Origin of the sequence: Streptomyces sp. NPDC008137, assembly GCF_042957035.1 — a bacterium.
Taxonomy (GTDB): domain Bacteria; phylum Actinomycetota; class Actinomycetes; order Streptomycetales; family Streptomycetaceae; genus Streptomyces.
In genome coordinates, this window is record NZ_JBIBHN010000008.1 from 1 (window position 1) to 18,118 (window position 18,118).

17 protein-coding genes and 1 rRNA gene are annotated in these 18,118 nt (G+C 71.0%); 14 read left to right on the forward strand and 4 right to left on the reverse strand.

All coding sequences use genetic code 11. The annotated features are described in order from the left end of the window. The 9 genes from rrf to ACFZBT_RS15075 form a co-directional block, all read left to right on the forward strand. A 5S ribosomal RNA gene (gene rrf, locus ACFZBT_RS15035) occupies nt 1–88 on the forward strand; the annotation flags it as partial. A gap of 62 nt (nt 89–150) precedes the next feature. Next, nucleotides 151–795 (forward strand): HAD-IA family hydrolase, encoded by a 645-nt coding sequence (locus ACFZBT_RS15040; RefSeq protein WP_391102982.1) that lies wholly within the window; start codon nt 151–153, stop codon nt 793–795. 75 nt (nt 796–870) lie between these two features. Continuing rightward, nucleotides 871–2,100: an MFS transporter gene (locus ACFZBT_RS15045; protein WP_391102985.1), complete on the forward strand. Its 1,230-nt coding sequence runs from the start codon at nt 871–873 to the stop codon at nt 2,098–2,100. Then, nucleotides 2,051–3,226, forward strand: coding sequence for an acetoin utilization protein AcuC (locus tag ACFZBT_RS15050; RefSeq protein WP_391102987.1), 1,176 nt, complete (start codon nt 2,051–2,053; stop codon nt 3,224–3,226). The genes ACFZBT_RS15045 and ACFZBT_RS15050 overlap by 50 nt, the downstream gene beginning before the upstream one ends. Before the next feature lie 87 nt (nt 3,227–3,313). Further along, nucleotides 3,314–4,129 carry a phosphatase gene (locus ACFZBT_RS15055; protein ID WP_391102990.1) on the forward strand — a complete coding sequence of 272 codons (816 nt, stop codon included), beginning with the start codon at nt 3,314–3,316 and terminating at the stop codon, nt 4,127–4,129. A gap of 129 nt (nt 4,130–4,258) precedes the next feature. Continuing rightward, nucleotides 4,259–4,471 carry a helix-turn-helix domain-containing protein gene (locus tag ACFZBT_RS15060; RefSeq protein ID WP_004984898.1) on the forward strand — a complete coding sequence of 71 codons (213 nt, stop codon included), beginning with the start codon at nt 4,259–4,261 and terminating at the stop codon, nt 4,469–4,471. A gap of 154 nt (nt 4,472–4,625) precedes the next feature. Beyond that, entirely contained in the window at nt 4,626–4,724 is a 99-nt protein-coding gene (locus tag ACFZBT_RS15065) for a 30S ribosomal protein bS22 (protein ID WP_003948845.1), read from the forward strand. Nucleotides 4,725–4,936: 212 nt separating this feature from the next. Then, complete coding sequence (locus tag ACFZBT_RS15070; RefSeq protein ID WP_391102992.1) at nt 4,937–5,998, forward strand: NAD-dependent epimerase/dehydratase family protein; 1,062 nt, start codon at nt 4,937–4,939, stop codon at nt 5,996–5,998. A 14-nt stretch (nt 5,999–6,012) separates the two neighbouring features. Continuing rightward, on the forward strand, nt 6,013–7,068 hold the full coding sequence (locus ACFZBT_RS15075) for a 1-acyl-sn-glycerol-3-phosphate acyltransferase (RefSeq protein WP_391102994.1): 1,056 nt from the start codon (nt 6,013–6,015) through the stop codon (nt 7,066–7,068). A gap of 49 nt (nt 7,069–7,117) precedes the next feature. Here ACFZBT_RS15075 and ACFZBT_RS15080 read toward each other — a convergent pair whose 3' ends face one another. The 3 genes from ACFZBT_RS15080 to ACFZBT_RS15090 form a co-directional block, all read right to left on the reverse strand. After that, on the reverse strand, nt 7,118–8,365 hold the full coding sequence (locus ACFZBT_RS15080; protein WP_391102996.1) for a DUF5667 domain-containing protein: 1,248 nt from the start codon (nt 8,363–8,365) through the stop codon (nt 7,118–7,120). Nucleotides 8,366–8,602: 237 nt separating this feature from the next. Beyond that, nucleotides 8,603–9,373 (reverse strand): ECF subfamily RNA polymerase sigma factor, BldN family, encoded by a 771-nt coding sequence (locus ACFZBT_RS15085; RefSeq protein ID WP_391102998.1) that lies wholly within the window; start codon nt 9,371–9,373, stop codon nt 8,603–8,605. Nucleotides 9,374–9,722: 349 nt separating this feature from the next. After that, the gene (locus ACFZBT_RS15090) at nt 9,723–10,640 is read right to left on the reverse strand and encodes an HAD-IB family hydrolase (protein ID WP_391103001.1); all 918 of its coding nucleotides are present in this window, start codon (nt 10,638–10,640) and stop codon (nt 9,723–9,725) included. A 127-nt stretch (nt 10,641–10,767) separates the two neighbouring features. Here ACFZBT_RS15090 and ACFZBT_RS15095 point away from each other — a divergent pair, with 127 nt between their 5' ends. From ACFZBT_RS15095 to ACFZBT_RS15115, 5 genes are all read left to right on the forward strand, one after another. Beyond that, entirely contained in the window at nt 10,768–11,046 is a 279-nt protein-coding gene (locus tag ACFZBT_RS15095; RefSeq protein WP_391103004.1) for a glutaredoxin family protein, read from the forward strand. Nucleotides 11,047–11,359: 313 nt separating this feature from the next. Next, a complete protein-coding gene (locus ACFZBT_RS15100) occupies nt 11,360–12,124 on the forward strand; it encodes a redox-sensing transcriptional repressor Rex (protein ID WP_391103007.1) in 765 nt (254 codons plus the stop codon). Continuing rightward, nucleotides 12,121–13,821: a glutamyl-tRNA reductase gene (locus ACFZBT_RS15105; protein ID WP_391103009.1), complete on the forward strand. Its 1,701-nt coding sequence runs from the start codon at nt 12,121–12,123 to the stop codon at nt 13,819–13,821. The genes ACFZBT_RS15100 and ACFZBT_RS15105 overlap by 4 nt, the downstream gene beginning before the upstream one ends. Beyond that, the gene (gene hemC, locus ACFZBT_RS15110; protein WP_391103012.1) at nt 13,818–14,777 is read left to right on the forward strand and encodes a hydroxymethylbilane synthase; all 960 of its coding nucleotides are present in this window, start codon (nt 13,818–13,820) and stop codon (nt 14,775–14,777) included. The genes ACFZBT_RS15105 and hemC overlap by 4 nt, the downstream gene beginning before the upstream one ends. Beyond that, nucleotides 14,774–16,480: a uroporphyrinogen-III synthase gene (locus ACFZBT_RS15115; RefSeq protein ID WP_391103015.1), complete on the forward strand. Its 1,707-nt coding sequence runs from the start codon at nt 14,774–14,776 to the stop codon at nt 16,478–16,480. The genes hemC and ACFZBT_RS15115 overlap by 4 nt, the downstream gene beginning before the upstream one ends. A 45-nt stretch (nt 16,481–16,525) precedes the next feature. Here the strand turns inward: ACFZBT_RS15115 and ACFZBT_RS15120 are convergent, their stop codons facing one another. Beyond that, the gene (locus tag ACFZBT_RS15120) at nt 16,526–17,914 is read right to left on the reverse strand and encodes an FAD-binding protein (protein ID WP_391103017.1); all 1,389 of its coding nucleotides are present in this window, start codon (nt 17,912–17,914) and stop codon (nt 16,526–16,528) included. Between the last annotated feature and the right edge of the window lie 204 nt (nt 17,915–18,118).

The window sequence follows — 18,118 nt, forward strand, 5'->3', positions numbered from 1 at the left end:
CGGTTACATTCCGAACCCGGAAGCTAAGCCTTTCAGCGCCGATGGTACTGCAGGGGGGACCCTGTGGGAGAGTAGGACGCCGCCGAACAATCATTCAAAGGAAACCCCGCATCTTCGGATGCGGGGTTTTCTGCGTTTAGGGTCGTGCCTGTGAACTACGATCTCGTCATCTTCGACAACGACGGCGTCCTCGTCGACAGTGAGCCCATCTCCAACCGGCTGCTGGCCGCGTATCTCACCGAGCTCGGGCACCCGACCTCGTACGAGGAGTCCATTCGGGACTACATGGGGTCGGCGATGCACCGCATTCATGAGCTGGTTCTCGAGCGGACGGGACAGCGGTTGCCGGAGAGCTTCGACGATGTCTTTCACGCGCGGGTGTTCGCGGCCTTCGAGCAGGAACTGGTCGCCGTGGCCGGGGTATCCGGCGTTCTGGAGAAGCTCGCCGCGGACGGGGTGCCGTACTGCGTGGCCTCGTCCGGGAGCCATGAGCGGATTCGGGTGGGGCATCGGACGACCGGGCTCAGCCAGTGGTTCGACGAGCGGCGGATCTTCAGTTCGCAGGACGTCGGAAGGGGCAAGCCGGCTCCCGATCTGTTCCTGTATGCCGCCGAGCGGATGGGGGTCGCGCCGGAGCGGTGTGTTGTCGTCGAGGACAGCCCGTTGGGGGTGCGGGCGGCGGTCGCGGCCGGGATGGACGTGTACGGGTTCACCGCCATGACTCCGGCGGAGAAGCTCGCCGACGCCACCCGGCTCTTCTCAGACATGGGGGAACTGGCCGATCTGCTGGTGTGAGCCCGTGGAAGATGAGGCAAATTCATCTTTGGCTGGATCTACCCACGGGTAAGCCGGGGCCCTACGCTCGCCGCCATGACTGATGTGCTGCGGCGCGGCAGAGGTTCGTTGGCGTTCAGCTTCTTGGTGCAGGGGGTCGCCTTCGCTCTGCTCGTGACGCGGATCCCGGCCATCCAGGACCGGTACGGGGTTTCTGACGCGCTGCTGCCCGCCTTCCTGGCTGCCGTGCCGATCCTCGCCGGCGTCGGGAGCGTCAGCACCGAGCGGCTGGTGAAGCGGGTGCCGCCGAGCCGGCTGCTGCGGTGGTCCCAGCCCGTGGTGCTGCTGGCGCTGCTCGGGGTCGGGGCCGGGGAGCGGATGGTGGAGCTGGGGGTCGCGCTCGCCGCGTTCGGGCTCGCCGTCGGGATGCTGGACGCATCGATGAACATGCTCGGGGTGAGTCTGCAGCGGTCGTACGGGCGCAGCATCATGCTCAGTTTTCACGCGGCCTACAGCCTGGGCGGGATCGTCGGGGCCTCCCTGGCATGGGTGGGGGCGCACTGGGATCTGGCGTTGTGGGTGTCATATCTGCCGGTCGTGGTGGTGCTGTTGCCGGCTGTGCTGGTGGGGAGCCGGTGGTATGTCGATGGCGGCGATGCGGGGCCGGCGGCGGAGTCCGGGGTGGGAGAGAAGGCGGAGGAGGGGCATGCCCTCGCCTTCAAGTTGCTGTTGCCGCTCTGTCTGGTGATGACCGTCGCGTACATCGGGGACTCGACGGTCTCCAACTGGAGTGCGAAGTATCTGCAGGACGTGCTCGGCAGCTCGGAGCAGATGGCGACGGTGCCGTACAACGTGTACATGGTCACCACGCTGGTGGGGCGGGCCCTGGGGGACTTCGGGGTGCGGCGGTTCGGGGCGGTCGCGGTCGTGCGGGCCGGGGCGCTGGTCGCGGCGGGTGGGTTCGCGGTGGTGGCGGGGGCGCCCGGGGCGTGGGTCGGGATGCTGGGGTTCACGCTGCTGGGGCTGGGGCTGTGTGTGCTGGTGCCGCAGACGTTCGCGGCGGCCGGCAGGTTGTTCCCCGGGGCTTCGGATGCTGCCGTCGCGCGGCTGAATGTCTTCAACTATGTGGGGTTCTTGATCGGTTCGCCGTTGGTGGGCGCGCTCGGGGATCTGTGGAGCTACCGCGGGGCCATGCTGGTGCCGATGGTGTTGGTGCTGGTGACGCTGGTGTACGCCCGGTCGTTCGCCGCTCAACCGGACCGATACGGTGGCGGTCATGAGCGGCCGCGCACAGCTGATGTGGGACGAGGCAGTAACGGGCTATGACTTCGGTCCCGGGCATCCGATGGACCCGGTCCGGCTCGCGCTGACCCGGAGACTGGTCGACGCCTTCGGGCTGGACCGTGAGGTTGAGGTGGTCGCCGCCAAGGCGGCCGGGGAGTCGACGCTGCGGCTCGTCCACCGGGAGGACTACATCGAGGCGGTGAAGGCCGCGTCGGCGGCGCCCGGGGCGGCGGACCAGTCGTACGGCCTTGGGACGATGGACGATCCGGCCTTCGCGGGGATGCACGAGGTGTCGTCGCTGATCGCCGGGCAGTCGGTGGGGGCGGCGGAGGCCGTGTGGCGCGGGGAGACGTCGCACGCGGTGAACTTCGCGGGCGGGCTGCATCACGCGATGCCGGGCGGTGCGTCCGGGTTCTGCATCTACAACGACGCGTCCCTGGCGATCGCCCGGCTGCTGGAGCTCGGGGCGGAGCGGGTCGCCTACATCGACGTCGACGTGCATCACGGCGACGGGGTCCAGGCGGCGTTCTGGGACGACCCGCGGGTGCTGACGATCTCGCTGCACGAGCATCCCCGGACGCTGTTCCCGCAGACCGGGTGGCCGGAGGAGACCGGGGCGGACTCCGCGGAGGGTTCGGCGGTGAACGTGGCGCTGCCGGCCGGGACCGGGGACGCCGGGTGGCTGCGGGCGTTCCATTCCGTGGTGCCGGAGCTGATCGCCGACTTCCGGCCGCAGGTGCTGGTGACACAGCACGGGGCCGACACGCACTTCGAGGATCCGCTCGCGCATCTGGCCGTGTCGCTGGACGCGCAGCGGGCCGTGCAGGTGACCTGTCACGACCTGGCGCACGAGTACGCCGACGGCCGGTGGGTGGCCCTGGGCGGGGGCGGCTACGCGGTGGTGGACGTCGTGCCGAGGTCGTGGACGCATCTGGTCGCAATCGCGGCGCACCGGGAGGTCGAGCCCGAGGCGATGATCCCCGAGGGGTGGCGTCAGGAAGTGTTCGCGCGGACACGGCAGTTGGCCCCGGCGCGGATGACGGACGGGCGCTGGCCCGTGGAGTGGACCGGCTGGGAGGCGGGGTACGACCCGGCGGACCGGCTGGACCAGGCCGTGCTGGCGGCCAGGCGGGCGGTGTTCCCGCTGCGGGGGCTGCTGCCGGGGTGAGGCGCCTTTCGTGGTGGGGGTAGGCCGACCGAGCGGTGTTCCGCGGTTCCCGGGACAGGTGAGGAGCTGGTCGCGGACGATCTTCTCGTGCTGACCCCCGAAGTCCTGCGTACGCACCTGGTGGGTGCACGCCTCGCCGGTACCGTGGCCACATCGCGTGAGGAGAGCCTGCGCAGCTACCGGCTCTTCGCCGCCCGGGACCCCCGGGTACTGCTCGGCATCGATCCCGAAGGGCCTTGGAAGCAGCGGGAATTGCTCGAGCTGATGGCGGACAGGTGCGGGGTTTCGGCCGATTCCAGGTGTACTTCCGGCCAGGACGTGATCGATCCGCTGCGGACCGTGGCGGCGCTGGACGCCTTCGCGGACCGTCTCGCCGATGCCGCCAGGCGGGGTGCTCCGGTGCTTCTCGGTACCGGGCACCCGCACCGGCTGCTCGGCTTCTACGCCGCTCTGGCAGACGCGCTGTCGGCGGCGGGGTGTGCGGTTCTCACCCCCGCGCAGGGTCGCTGTGTCGACATAACGACCCGGTTCGGCCTACGCACGTACAACCTCGACTACGTACGAGGAGTCGCGCTGGTGCGGGCGCCCGCGGCGGAACGCCCCGGTTGTGAGCCCGGCGCACATACCCACTCGCCGCTCCCGGTTCGTACCGCGCTGGCCGCGGCGGCGGAGGCCGGCGGGCCTCTGCCCGAGCTGGTGATCGGGGATCACGGGTGGGTCTGCGGGGCAGGTCAGCTGGGGTTCGAGGCGATCGGGCCGGCCGATACGGACGACCCCGCCCCGTTCGTCGGGCAGGCGGAGGGGCATGTGTCCGTCGTCGTTCCACTTGATGACGGCGTGCGATCTGATTACTACCTGCCGCTTACCCGCTACGTACTCAATCGGGCGTGTCTGTCACAGTAGGCCGTTGATGGGTGCACCTCTTCCCCACTCGCATCACTGGCACCTACATTGGGGAGTGAGCACGCAGCGACGAAGAGTCACCGGAAGGGGAAGCCGGTGGCCGTCGAGTGCGGAAGGTTCAGGTGTGTCATGGCTGCAGCTGGCGAGAGGCCTCTGAACGAGGTTCAGTTCCTTACCGTGGCGGAAGTCGCCTCGGTGATGCGAGTGTCGAAGATGACCGTGTACCGGCTGGTGCACAGCGGTCATCTGCCCGCGATCCGTGTGGGGCGGTCTTTCCGCGTCCCGGAGCAAGCGGTTCACGAGTACCTTCGCGAGAGCTACGTGGGGGTGGAAACCGCCTGACGGCTGGGGCGGGGCGATCCCTCTCAGGGCACTCGGGATCACCCTGGCCCCCTCGATTACGACCTCAGCGCTCGGGCGGGTAGGCTAGCCCCTCGTAGGTCGTATGGGCCCATGGCGCCCAGCACCGAGTGATGAGAAGTGAGCGAGGGTAGTCGTGGGCTCTGTTATCAAGAAGCGGCGCAAGCGGATGGCCAAGAAGAAGCACCGCAAGCTGCTCAAGCGCACGCGCGTTCAGCGTCGCAACAAGAAGTAAGTCTGCGACGCGGACGCCGCGAGAGCGTCGTTGTGGCCCCCCACTCAACGGTGGGGGGCCACACGTGTATCGCCAGGTACGTCCCCGCGTCCCGTCGGTGTTCCCGTCACATCGCGCATCGGGCGGTCATCACAGCGCAACACCGAACCGCTAGGTTGGCCCCACGGGGGAACGCGGCGGGGACAAGAGGCTGTGGAAGGAAGGCGCTGATCTTGGGCAAGGTCGTGCTCGTGACCGGAGTGGCCCGCCAGCTGGGGGGCCGGTTCGTGAGGCGGATCCAGCGTGACCCCGAGGTGGACCGGGTGATCGCCGTGGACGCGGTGCCGCCCGAGCACCATCTGGGCGGCGCGGACTTCGTCCAGGCCGACATCCGGCAGCCCACGATCGCGCGGGTGCTCGCCGAGACGGCCGCCGACACGATCGTCCACCTGGATGTGACGGGCACGCCGCTGGGCAGCGGCAACCGGGCCTCCCTGAAGGAGACCAACGTCATCGGCACCATGCAGCTGCTCGGTGCCTGCCAGAAGTCACCGGCCGTGCAGCGGCTGGTCGTGAAGTCCAGCACCAACGTCTACGGTTCCGCGCCCCGCGACCCGGCCGTCTTCACCGAGACGACCCCGCCCAAGTCCCTGCCCAGCGGCGGCTTCGCCAAGGACACGGTGGAGGTCGAGGGCTACGTGCGCGGCTTCGCGCGCCGGCGGCCCGATGTGGCGGTGTGCGTGCCGAGGTTCGCCAACATCCTGGGCCCGACCGCGGACACCCCGCTCGCCTCGTACTTCGCGCTGCCGGTCCTGCCGACCGTGTTCGGCTACGACCCCCGGCTGCAGTTCGTGCACGAGGACGATGTGATCGAGGTGCTGCGGATCGCGTCCCACGAGCCCCGGCGGGGCACGCTCAACAGCGGCACCTTCAACATCGCCGGCGACGGCGTGCTGCTGCTCTCCCAGTGCTCCCGGCGCCTCGGGCGCCCGACCATGCCCCTGCCGCTCCCGGCCGTCACCTGGGCGGGCTCGCTGGTGCGTACGCTGGGGATGTCGGACTTCTCGCCCGAGCAGATCCGGCTGCTCACCCACGGCCGGGTCGTCGCCACGGGCCAGATGCGCGAAACGCTGGGATTCCAGCCCAAATACACGACCGCGGAGACGTTCGCGGACTTCGCCCGCAGCCAGGGGCCCGGACTTCTTCCGCCGGAGGCCCTCGCGGGGGCCGTCGACCGGATCGCCGCACTGCCCCTCGCGGGCGACGGCCACCCCCCGACGCAGAGCGCCAACTGAGGAGCGCATCAACGATGGCGGATGCCAAGGTCATTCCGTTCGACGACGACCGGTCCCGCGGAAGCGCCGTGCAGCGCCCGCAGCGGCGCCGGAGCGCGGGCAACCGTCGCTCGGGCACGGAGTCGGCGCCGGTCGGTGAGGTGCAGCCCCTGCCCACCAGGGCTGTTCCGCAGGATGATGTTCCTGTGACTTCTGAGGAGCAGCCGCCGGAGCGGTCCCGGGACGGCGACGGCGGTCTGGAACGGCGGATCGCGGGCGGGCTCGCGTTCCTGCGCCGGCGCCTCACCGGGGACTACGAGGTCGACGACTTCGGCTACGACGAGGAACTCACCGACCAGGTCCTGATGTCCCTGCTGCGCCCGCTGTACGACACGTACTTCCGGGTCGAGGTGAAGGGCATCGAGAACATCCCGTCCGAGGGCGGGGCGTTGATCGTCGCGAACCATTCCGGGACGCTGCCGATGGACGGCCTGATGATGCAGGTCGCCGTGCACGACAACCATCCGGCGGGACGGCATCTGCGCCTGCTCGCCGCCGACCTGGTGTTCATGCTGCCGGTGGTCAACGAACTGGCCCGCAAGCTCGGCCACACGCTGGCCTGTGCCGAGGACGCGGCACGGCTGCTGGAGCAGGGCGAACTGGTCGGGGTGATGCCGGAGGGCTTCAAGGGCCTCGGCAAGCCCTTCGCGGACCGCTACAAGCTGCAGCGCTTCGGTCGCGGGGGGTTCGTCTCGACGGCCCTGCGTGCCGGGACGCCGATCGTGCCCTGCTCGATCGTCGGGGCCGAGGAGATCTACCCGATGATCGGCAACGCCAAGACCATCGCCCGCCTGCTGGGCTTTCCGTACTTCCCGGTCACGCCCACGTTCCCCTGGCTCGGGCCGCTCGGCGCGATTCCGCTGCCGACCAAGTGGACGATCCAGTTCGGCGAGCCGATCCCCACGGACGGCTATCCGCCGGAGGCGGCCGAGGACCCGATGCTGATGTTCAACCTGACCGACCAGGTCAGGGAGCAGATTCAGCACACGCTGTACAAGTTGCTGGTGCAGCGGCGGTCGGTGTTCTTCTGATGGTTCGGCTACGACGCTGGGCGCCCCGCACAGGGGCGCCCAGCGTCGTCTAGCGCGCGGCGTCCTCGCCGTCGATGCCCAGGCCGGGCAGCAGGCCGGGCAGGAGCGGTGGGAGCGTCACGTCCGGCTTGGGGACGGCCGGGCTGCCCTCGGCGGACGGGGAGGTGCTCGCCTCGCTGTCCTTGGGTGGGTCGAGCAGGCCGCCGGTGCTGCCGCCGAGCAGGCCGTCGCTGTCGCCGCCGGAGCCGGCCGAGCGGCTGGGGCTGCCGCTGCTTCCGCCGGTGCCGCCCTTGTCGGTGCGCCCGCCGCCGCTCTTGCCTGGCTGGGCGGACCGGTCGGTGGCGGAGGAGCCGGTGGAGGCCGACTCGGAGGCGCCCCGGTGCTTGCCTTCGCCGCCGTTCTTCGCCGGGGGCTCGGGGAGCAGGGAGCGCAGCGGGGCGACGTCCTCCTCTATGGCGTCGAACACCGACGACACCTGCTCACTGACGTCCCCGAGCTGGACGGGGAGCCTCTCGCGCAGTTCGCCCCAGGCCTCGCGGTGGGAGCGGGAGAACGCCGACAGGGCCTGGATGGGGCCCAGGGAGTCCGGGTCGTGTGCGTAGGCCTCGCTCAGCAGCCGATGGCCTTCCGACGCGTCGTGCCGCATGCCGGACAGGGCGCGGCGGATCTCGCCGAGGGCCTCGTGATCCAGGGGGCCGCTGCGGCCCCGCTCCATCAGGCGGCGGGCTTCGCCGAGCCGGGTGGAGGCCTGGTCGAGGTAGGCCCGGCCCCGTTCGTCGGAGCCGTCGGCGAGGCCGAGTTTCACGTCCTCGATGCCGCGCTTGAGGCCGTAGAGCGAATCGCCGGGCAGGGCGTCGGAGCTGGCGGCGGAGACCCCGCCGAAGGCGCTCGCGGCCACTCCGACGCTGAGCCCGCCCGCGGTGAGGCCCTTGGCGAGCCGGGAACGCGGCCGGAGCTTCTTCAGTGAGTCGGCGCGGTGGGCGCCTCGGGAGCGCTGTCCGGGGACCGCTCGGTCTGTCGCCTCGCCTCCCGCGGTGCCCTCCTGGAGCATGGCCTCGAAGGCGGCCACCAGCTGGGCCCGCTGGACGACCTTGACCTCAGGGTCGAGCTCCGGCTTCGGCAGCGCGTCCAGACCGGCGGCGATCGCCGTCAGGCGTACCGGTTCGGTCTGTTCCGCGGGTGCCGGGGCCGGTGCCGAACCTTCGGACTGCTCGGCCGCCGTGCCCTGCTCGGACTGCTCCTCCAGGGCTTGGGCGAAGGCGTTCGCCCGCCGGTGTGCCGATACGTTCGCGATCACAGGCGGCACCTCCTCTCGTCATGACGGTCGACTCCCCAGGGGGTCCTGAGGGTTGCACACCATGACCACAACCACACGATCGAGTGATCGGGGTCGGCCAGGGGGTGACCACAGGGAGCCTGCATCCCTCACAACGAGCAGTGCGGCACTTGGGTTACGGACGTCGGCCGATCGGATGCCGAAGCCAACGGACTGTCACGGAACGTGAGTTGGGAGTCGCCGAGAGTGCGGGTCCGGTCAGCGGGCGTCTTCCGGGAGGAGCCGGGCGAGGGTGCGGACGGCCCGGTACTGGAGGGTCTTGATGGCGCCCTCGTTCTTGCCCATCACGCGGGCGGTCTCGGCGACGGAGAGGCCCTGGAGGAAGCGGAGCGTCACGCACTCCTGCTGCTGGGGGTTGAGCCGCCGTACGGCGTCGAGCAGGGCGGCGTTGGAGAGGGACTCCAGGACGGAGTCCTCGGGGGAGCGCTCGACCTCGTTGGCGTCGAGCATCTCGCCGGTGGTGACCTCGAGGCGGAAGCGGCTGGACTTGAAGTGGTCCGCGACGAGGTTGCGGGCGATGGTGACCAGCCAGGCGCCGAAGTCGCGGCCCTGCCAGGTGAACGTGCCGATCCTTCTGAGCGCCCGCAGAAAGGTCTCGCTGGTGAGGTCCTCGGCGGTCGCCTTTCCTCCGACCCGGTAGTAGATGTACCGGTAGACGGTGTCGCTGTACTGGTCGTAGAGGCGGCCGAAGGCGTCGGCCTCGCCGGCCTGGGCGCGCTCCACGAGGTCCATCATGCGGGCGCTGTCGCTGTCCGCCGCGGGCCGTCGGGCGGTGGCCCCGCCGGACGGGCGCCCTCGTCTGCCGACCGCGGCGCTGCCGTCGGCCAGTGCGTAGCAAGGGCCTGCGGGTGCGGCGGTGGCGAATGCGGGGACGGTGTACGCGGTGGGGACGAGGCCACGCAGCAGGTCGAGGACCGTTGCGCGCAGCGTAGCCAGGCCCGAGGCGTCAACCCCGACGTGTGGGTACACGGGACTCCCAGAGGCAGAGCTTCCATCACGTGCAGTGCGGGACCTTTCACCCGTCGTAGCGACGGAGGGGTACCGGTTTGCGTCTGAGGAGAATAACGCTTCGTGCAGGCTCTGCTACACCGAGTTGCTCAAATCATCGATTACGTCGCTTCCGTAACCGATTGACGCCGGATCAAGTGCCGAATTGTGAACGGTTGTTGATCGGGAAGGTTCGGATTGCTGCTGAGTCCAGGGCGTGTTGTGGCCGTGTGCAGCCAAGAGGACTGGATACGGGGTTTTGGGGGTACGCCAGTTGGATTTACGGGGGTTGTCATCCCGTAGACGCCGGTGTCCCGGATTGATCGGGTCGTCAGCGGCGACGGCGGTGCAGGGCGATCGCGGCCGCGGTGCCGCCGGCCACGGCTCCCACGCCGGCCGCCGCGGGGATGCCGACCTTGGCCGCCTTGCGGCCCGTGCGGTAGTCGCGCAGGCGCCAGTCCAGCTCGCGGGCGTGCCTGCGCAGCTTGGAGTCCGGGTTGATGGCGTAGGGGTGGCCGACCAGGGACAGCATCGGGATGTCGTTGTGCGAGTCGCTGTAGGCGGCGCAGCGGGTCAGGTCCAGGCCCTCCGCCGCGGCCAGCGCGCGGACCGCCTCGGCCTTCGCGGGGCCGTGCAGCGGTTCGCCGACGAGCTTGCCCGTGTAGACGCCGTCGACGGACTCGGCGACCGTGCCCAGGGCGCCGGTCAGGCCCAGGCGGCGGGCGATGACCTGGGCGATCTCGACGGGGGCCGCCGTCACCAGCCAGACCTTCTGGCCCGCGTCCAGGTGGGCCTCGGCGAGGGCGCGGGTGCCGGGCCAGATGCGCTCGGCCATGTACTCGTCGTAGATCTCCTCGCCGATCGACTGGAGTTCGGCGACACGGTGGCCCTGGACGATCGACAGGGCGGAGTCGCGGGCCTCCTGCATGTGCTCGGGATCCTCGACGCCGGCCAGCCGGAACCACGCCTGCTGCCAGGCGAACCTCGCGAGGTCGCGGGTCTCGAAGAACTTCCGCTTGTACAGGCCCCGCCCGAAGTGGAAGAGCGCGGCGCCCTGCATGACGGTGTTGTCCAGGTCGAAGAAGGCGGCGGCCCGGTCGTCGCCGTGGACCGGGAACTGCGGTTCCTCGGTCGAGGCGGAAGCTTCCTGCGTGGATTTGCGGGCTGCCTCCGCCGAGGCCTCGCCTGCCAAAACGCTCCGCGCCGTGGCGGAGCGCCTACGGGGAGTGAGCCATCCGAGAGCGGCCATGGCGTGAGCATAGCCAGTTTGTTCGGGGGTTCCGGAGTCGAGAGGTTCGGAGCCTGTGAACTCTCGGCGAGCGTGTCGTTAAAGATGCTCCGGAGGAGTGGGGCGAGTGGGTCCCGGGCGCGCGAGAATGGCCGGCATGAGTCCCCTCTTTCGTCGTACGCCCCCTCGGGAGCGGCTCGTCACCCTGATCCGGAAGCCCGGGTGTCATCTGTGTGATGACGCACAGGTCGTTGTGGAGAAGGTGTGCGGTGATCTCGGGGTCCCCTGGGAGCAGAAGGACATCACCGAGGACCGGGAGCTGCACGACCGGTACTGGGAGCAGATCCCGGTTGTGCTGGTGGACGGCAGGCAGCACACGTTCTGGCGCGTGAACGAGGGCCGCCTGCGCAAGGCCCTGACCGGCTGAGGCCGGCCGTCGGGCGACTGACCGAGCAGTCCAAAGTGGCCGTAAGGGTCGCTTAGGATCGAGGGTGACTGGTCTCGGGGGCGGGATTCACAGAGGAGAGTGTGCGGTTTTGCCCCGAGAAGCGAAGGAACGGCGGTGCTTGTGCGCCGGTTCCCCGGGAGTGCGCCGGGGGCGCGTGAGCCCGGTCACGTTGGGCGGGCAAAACGGACACCATCTTTGTGCACGCGTTCACAAAGACATAGCCTGCTTTCGACGGGGCGGTCATGTAGGGACGTATGGCCGCCTACAGCCCCGCTCTACCCGCAGGAGCACCGTGGCAACTGGCCGAACTCACCGACCGGCGACCCGCAGCCGAGGGATTCCCGAGGCCACCGTCGCCCGGCTTCCGCTGTATCTCCGCGCTCTGACCGCGCTGTCGGAGCGCTCGGTACCCACGGTCTCCTCCGAGGAGCTCGCGGCCGCCGCGGGGGTCAACTCCGCGAAGCTGCGCAAGGACTTCTCCTACCTCGGCTCCTACGGGACCAGGGGTGTCGGCTACGACGTCGAGTATCTCGTCTACCAGATCTCCCGCGAGCTGGGCCTCACCCAGGACTGGCCGGTCGTGATCGTCGGTATCGGTAACCTCGGCGCCGCGCTCGCCAACTACGGCGGGTTCGCCTCCCGCGGTTTCCGGGTCGCCGCGCTGATCGACGCCGACCCGGCCATGGCCGGGAAGCCCGTCGCCGGGATCCCCGTGCAGCACTCCGACGACCTGGAGAAGATCATCCAGGACAACGGCGTGTCGATCGGTGTCATCGCCACCCCCGCCGGCGCCGCCCAGGCCGTCTGCGAGCGGCTCGTGGCCGCCGGTGTCACCTCCATCCTGAACTTCGCGCCGACCGTGCTGTCCGTCCCGGACGGGGTCGACGTGCGCAAGGTCGACCTCTCCATCGAGCTGCAGATCCTCGCCTTCCACGAGCAGCGCAAGGCCGGCGAGGGGGCCGCCGCCTCCGACGGTGGCGTCCCGGCCGCCGCCGCCCGCAACGAGTCCGCCGACCAGGGGCCTGACGGGGACATGCCCGCCGTGATGCCCGCATGAGCCTCCTCGTCGTCGGACTCAGCCACCGCAGCGCCCCGGTCAGCGTCCTGGAACGGGCCTCGCTGAACGCGGACGCGCAGGTCAAGCTGCTCCAGGACACGGTCGCCGCCGAACCGGCCGGCGAGGCCGCGCTGCTCGCCACCTGCAACCGCATCGAGCTCTACGCCGACGTGGACAAGTTCCACGCCGGTGTCGCCGAGCTGTCCACGCTGCTCGCCCAGCACAGCGGGGTCGGCCTCGAGGAGCTCACCCCCTACCTCTACGTGCACTACGAGGACCGGGCCGTCCACCACCTGTTCTCGGTGGCCTGCGGGCTGGACTCGATGGTCGTCGGCGAGGGACAGATCCTCGGCCAGATCAAGGACTCCCTGGCCCGGGCACAGGACCTGCACTCCGCGGGCCGGCTGCTGAACGACCTGTTCCAGCAGGCCCTCAGGGTCGGCAAGCGGGCCCACTCCGAGACCGGCATCGACCGCGCGGGCCAGTCCCTGGTCACCTTCGGCCTGGAGCAGCTCGCGCGGGGCGGTGACATACAGGAATGGGCCCGGGGTAAGACGGCCCTGGTCATCGGGGCCGGATCGATGTCCTCCCTGGCGGCGGCGACGCTCGCGCGTGCCGGTGTCTCCGAGGTCGTCGTCGCCAACCGGACCTTCGACCGGGCCGAGCGCCTCGCCCAGATCCTCATGGAGGGCGACGACACGGACGTGGCGGCCCGCGCGGTCCCGATGGAATCGGTGCCGGCCGAGCTGACACGTGCCGACGTCGCCGTCTCCTGCACCGGCGCGACCGGCCTGGTCCTGACCGCCGAGGCCGTCGCCGCCGCGGTGGAGGGACGCACCGGACAGCCCGCCGCCGAGATCGAGGACGACCGGCGCGCGGAGCCCCGGCAGGCCGAACCGCAGCCCGCGTCCGTCGGCAACGACGAGAACTGCCCCCTCGACCTGGCCGCCGTGCAGCCCGGCTTCTCCGTCATGGGGGAGGCCGCCGTGGCCGGTATGGACGCCGCCACGCTGGAGCAGCACGCCGCATGGGTCGCGGGCGGCACCGTCGACCGCCGGGAGGGCGCCCGCATCGGCCCCGAGGCCGACGCCGAGCTGATCGGCGCGCTCGCCGCGACCGCGGCCACCGTCGGGCGGATCCCCGAGCGGCGCAGGCCCGAGCCCGTCGAGGAGCCGCAGCGGCCGCAGCCCGTGCTCTTCCTGCTGGACCTGGCGATGCCGCGCGACATAGACGCGGCCGTGCACCGGCTCGCCGGGGTGCGGCTGGTGGACATCGAATCGCTGGCGGAAGCCTCCGCGGGCGCTCCGATGGCTGCCGATGTGGACCAGGTCCGGCGTATCGTCTCCGACGAGGTCGCGGCCTTCGGGGCGGCACTGCGGGCCGCGCACATCACGCCGACCGTGGTCGCCCTGCGCACCATGGCCGCCGATGTGGTGGCAGGCGAGATCGCCCGGCTGGACGGACGGCTGCCCGGCCTCGACGACAAGCACCGCGCGGAGATCACCCAGACCGTGCGGCGCGTGGTCGACAAACTGCTGCACGCGCCGACCGTACGGGTCAAGCAGCTCGCGGCCGAGCCCGGCGGCGCCGGGTACGCGGACGCGCTGCGGACCCTGTTCGACCTCGACCCCGAGACGGTGGCCGCCGTCTCCCGCGCCGAGGACAGCATCACCGAGAAGAACCGAGGGCCGGCATGAACGACAAGGCACTACGGCTCGGTACCCGCCGGAGCAGGCTCGCCATGGCCCAGTCCGGGCAGGTGGCCGAGGCCGTGACCCGGGTGACCGGGCGGCCCGTGGAGCTCGTCGAGATCACCACGTACGGCGACACCTCGCGCGAGCAGCTCGCCCAGATCGGCGGCACCGGCGTGTTCGTGACCGCCCTGCGCGACGCGCTGCTCAAGGGCGAGGTCGACTTCGCGGTGCACTCGCTGAAGGACCTGCCGACCGCGCAGCCCGACGACCTGGTCGTGGCGGCCGTACCCGTGCGGGAGGACCCGCGGGACGTGATCGTCGCCCGGGACGCGCTGAAGTTCACCGACCTGCCGAGCGGGGCCCGCATCGGTACGGGTTCGCCGCGCCGCATGGCCCAGCTCAACTCGTACGCGCGCGGCCACGGACTGGACATAGCGACGGTCCCGATCCGCGGCAACGTCGACACCCGGATCGGATACGTGCGGGGCGGTGAGCTCGACGCCGTCGTGCTGGCCGCCGCCGGACTGAACCGGATCGGCCGCGGTGACGAGGTGACCGACTTCCTGTCGGTCGACACGGTTTTGCCCGCCCCCGGCCAGGGGGCACTGGCGATCGAGTGCGCCGCAGGCAATGCGGACCTCGTCGCCGCGCTCGCCGAGCTCGACGACCCGTTCACACGGGTCGCCGTGACGGCCGAGCGGTCACTGCTCGCCGCCCTGGAGGCCGGCTGCAGCGCACCTGTGGGCGCGTTGGCCGACCTTCTGGCCGACGGGCAGACTGTCAAGGAAATGCGCCTGCGCGCCGTCGTCGGTACGACCGACGGCACGCGCATGGTGCAGCTGTCCACCACCGGTCCCGTGCCCGAGACGCACGACGGGGCAATGGCGCTCGGTCGCGAACTCGCGGCCGAGATGCTCGCCCAGGGCGCGGCCGGTCTGATGGGGGAGCGAGCACATTGAGCCCCACCACCCTTTCCGCCGGTCCTGAACACGGGCACGTCACCTTCCTGGGTGCCGGACCCGGAGATCCGGGACTGCTTACTCTGCGCGCCGTAGAGGCGCTGGCGAGCGCGGACGTCCTCGTCGCCGAGCACGAGGTGCTCGACGTCGTACGTCAGCACGCCAGGCAGGGCGTCTCCGAGGTGCACACGGATACGGATCCTTCCCAGGAGCCGGCTCCGGGCACAGGAACGCCCCAGCTGACGGTAGTTGACGGCACGTCAACCGCCGCCGCTGTCCCCGCGGTGCGGGATGCCGCACATCTTGTCATGGAGGCCGCACGGGGCGGCAGGCGGGTCGTGCGTGCGGTGTCCGGTGACCCGGGCCTCGACACGTACGCCGCCGAGGAGATGCTGGCGTGCGCCGCCGCCGGGGTGCCCTTCGAGGTCGTCCCCGGCATCGCGAGCGCCGTCGGTGTGCCCGCGTACGCCGGTGTGCCGCTGCGTGACGCGCAGGGCGCGGACGTGCGGTTCGTGGACGCGCGGACGGCGTCGGACCGGTGCTGGACGGAGGTCGGGGCGTCGGACGGCACGGTGGTCGTGTCCACCACGCTGGACTCCGTCGCCGCGGCGGCCGGCGAGCTGGTCTCCGCGGGCCGCAAGCCGGACACGCCGATGACGGTCACCGTCGCCGGTACGACCACCCGGCAGCGCACCTGGACCGCCACGCTCGGCACGATCGCGCAGACGCTGAAGCAGGCCAAGGTGCTGCCCTCGCCCGACGGCGGCCGGCCGGTGATAGCCGTGGTCGGTGATCGTTCCGCCGCCGCCCAGCGCGACCAACTCGCGTGGTTCGAGTCCAAGCCGATGTTCGGCTGGAAGGTGCTCGTGCCGCGCACCAAGGAGCAGGCGGCGTCGCTCTCCGACCAGTTGCGCTCGTACGGGGCCGTACCGCACGAGGTGCCGACCATCGCCGTGGAGCCGCCGCGCACGCCCCAGCAGATGGAGCGTGCGGTCAAGGGGCTCGTGACGGGCCGCTACGAGTGGATCGCCTTCACCTCGGTGAACGCGGTCAAGGCCGTGCGGGAGAAGTTCGAGGAGTACGGGCTCGACGCCCGGGCCTTCGCCGGGATCAAGGTCGCGGCGGTGGGCGAGCAGACGGCCAAGGCGCTGATCGCCTTCGGCGTGAAGCCGGACCTGGTGCCGAGCGGGGAGCAGAGCGCCGCCGGGCTGCTGGAGGACTGGCCGCCGTACGACCCGGTCTTCGACCCGATCGACCGGGTGTTCCTGCCGCGGGCCGACATCGCCACGGAGACGTTGGTCGCCGGGCTGATCGAGCTGGGCTGGGAGGTCGACGACGTCACGGCCTACCGGACCGTGCGGGCCTCGCCGCCGCCGGCGGAGACGCGCGAGGCGATCAAGGGCGGCGGGTTCGACGCCGTGCTGTTCACGTCGTCGTCGACCGTGCGGAACCTGGTCGGTATCGCCGGCAAGCCGCACAACGTGACCGTGATCGCGTGTATCGGCCCGGCCACGGCGAAGACCGCCGAGGAGCACGGGCTGCGGGTGGACGTGATGGCGCCCGAGCCGTCCGTGCACAAGCTGGCCGAGGCGCTGGCCGACTTCGGCGCGAAGCGCAGAGCTGCCGCTGTCGAGGCCGGGGACGCAGTCACCCGGCCGAGCGAGCGGCGGCCGGGGGCGCGGCGGCGGCGTTCGACGACGTGAACCTGGGCCGGTAGGGCGACGGCGGACCGAGGATGTGGGCTGCGGCTACGCGGGAGTCACCGCGTGGCCGTAGCGCAGCAGGTTGGCCGGGTCGTAGGTGGCCTTGTCGTGGCGCAAACGGTCGTAGACCTCCGGGGTCCAGGCGCGGGCGATGTCCTGTTCGTCGCCCGGGGTGCCGTGGATGTTGACCATGGTGTGGCCCGTGCCGTAGGGGGCCATCGCGGTGTAGAGCCGGGCCGTCGCCTGTTCGATGGCCTCGGCGGCGGGTGGGGCGGCCAGGATGCCGACCGAGTCGACGAAGTACCGGGCGTCGCGGGAGCAGACCGCGTCTTCGACGGCCGACGGGCGGGACATCGCGCCGCCCATGTGGCGCACCTCGACCATCAGCAGGGGGTAGTCGGCACCGGCCGTGGGGCCGGCCTGGTCCAGGAACGTGCGGATGGCGTCGGGGGACAGGTCGCGCAGCAGCAGGCAGGACTCCCTCGCGGGGAGCGGGTCCTGCGGTTCCATGTGGATACGGTCCAGGGCCGCGTGGTCCATGACCTCGACCGTGTCGACGGCCACGGGGACGGCTTCGCGGAGCGGTGCGATCAGGGCCTCGCCCTCGGCCGGGAGGCCGGGCCAGGCGAGCGCCACGCGGGCCCAGAAGCCGCCGCGCAGGGGCTCCGGGATCTGCGGGATGGGCGGCAGTCGCAGGATCGTGAACGCGCTGCACATCTCGTCCGGGACGGTGCGGGTCCAGTCGGCCCATGTCCGCAGCAGGGTCTCGGTGTGTTCGCCCGGGGTGTAGATGCCGCCGCCGTAGAGGCGCGGGAGGGGGAGCAGGTCCGTCATGAGTGAGGTGACGACGCCTACGTTGCCCTTGCCTCCGCGCAGGGCCCAGAACAGTTCCGGTTCGTGCCGGGGGTCCGTCTCGCGCAGGTGTCCGTCCGGGGTGACGACCTGGAAGGAGCGGACCAGGTCGGCGGCGTAGCCGTAGGCGCGGCCGAGGACCGGGAGCCCGCCGCCGAGGGTGTAGCCGATGACGCCCGCGTCCGTGGAGGTGCCGCTGAGGCCGGCCAGGCCGTGCGGGGCGGCGGCGGCCATGACGTGGCTCCACTTCGCGCCCGCGGCGACGGTGGCCGTGCGGGTGGTGGGGTCGACCTGCACGTCGGTCATACGGGCGGTGTTGATCAACAGGCCCTGGTCGATGGGGAAGTTGGCGCCGTGGCCGGTGGCCTGGACTGCTACGGGGGTGCCGGTGGCCTTCGCCCAGCGCATGGCGGTGACGATGTCGTCGGGGCCGGTGGCTCCTATGACGATGTCGGGGGTGTGGAGGGCGGCCAGGTTGAAGCCGGTGACCTCGTCGGCGTAGGCGGGGTCGCCGGGGCGTAGGACCGGGCCGTGGATTTCTGACAGGGCGAAGAGGTCGGGGGTGTGGTGAGGGGCGGTCATCGCGTCCTCCGTGGATGGGCGTACGGAGGGACGGCGGCGGCGGGGTCGTAGGCCTGGGCCTGGGCCGTCGGGGTCCTGTCCTTTGGTTTCAGGATGGACCTGGGTGGGTGGGGGCGCATTGTGGGGCTGTGGGCTTCGGAGGTGCTCGGCGTGGGTGGCTGGGTGCGGGGGGTTTCGCAGCCCGGCGGAGCGGGGTGCCTGAGC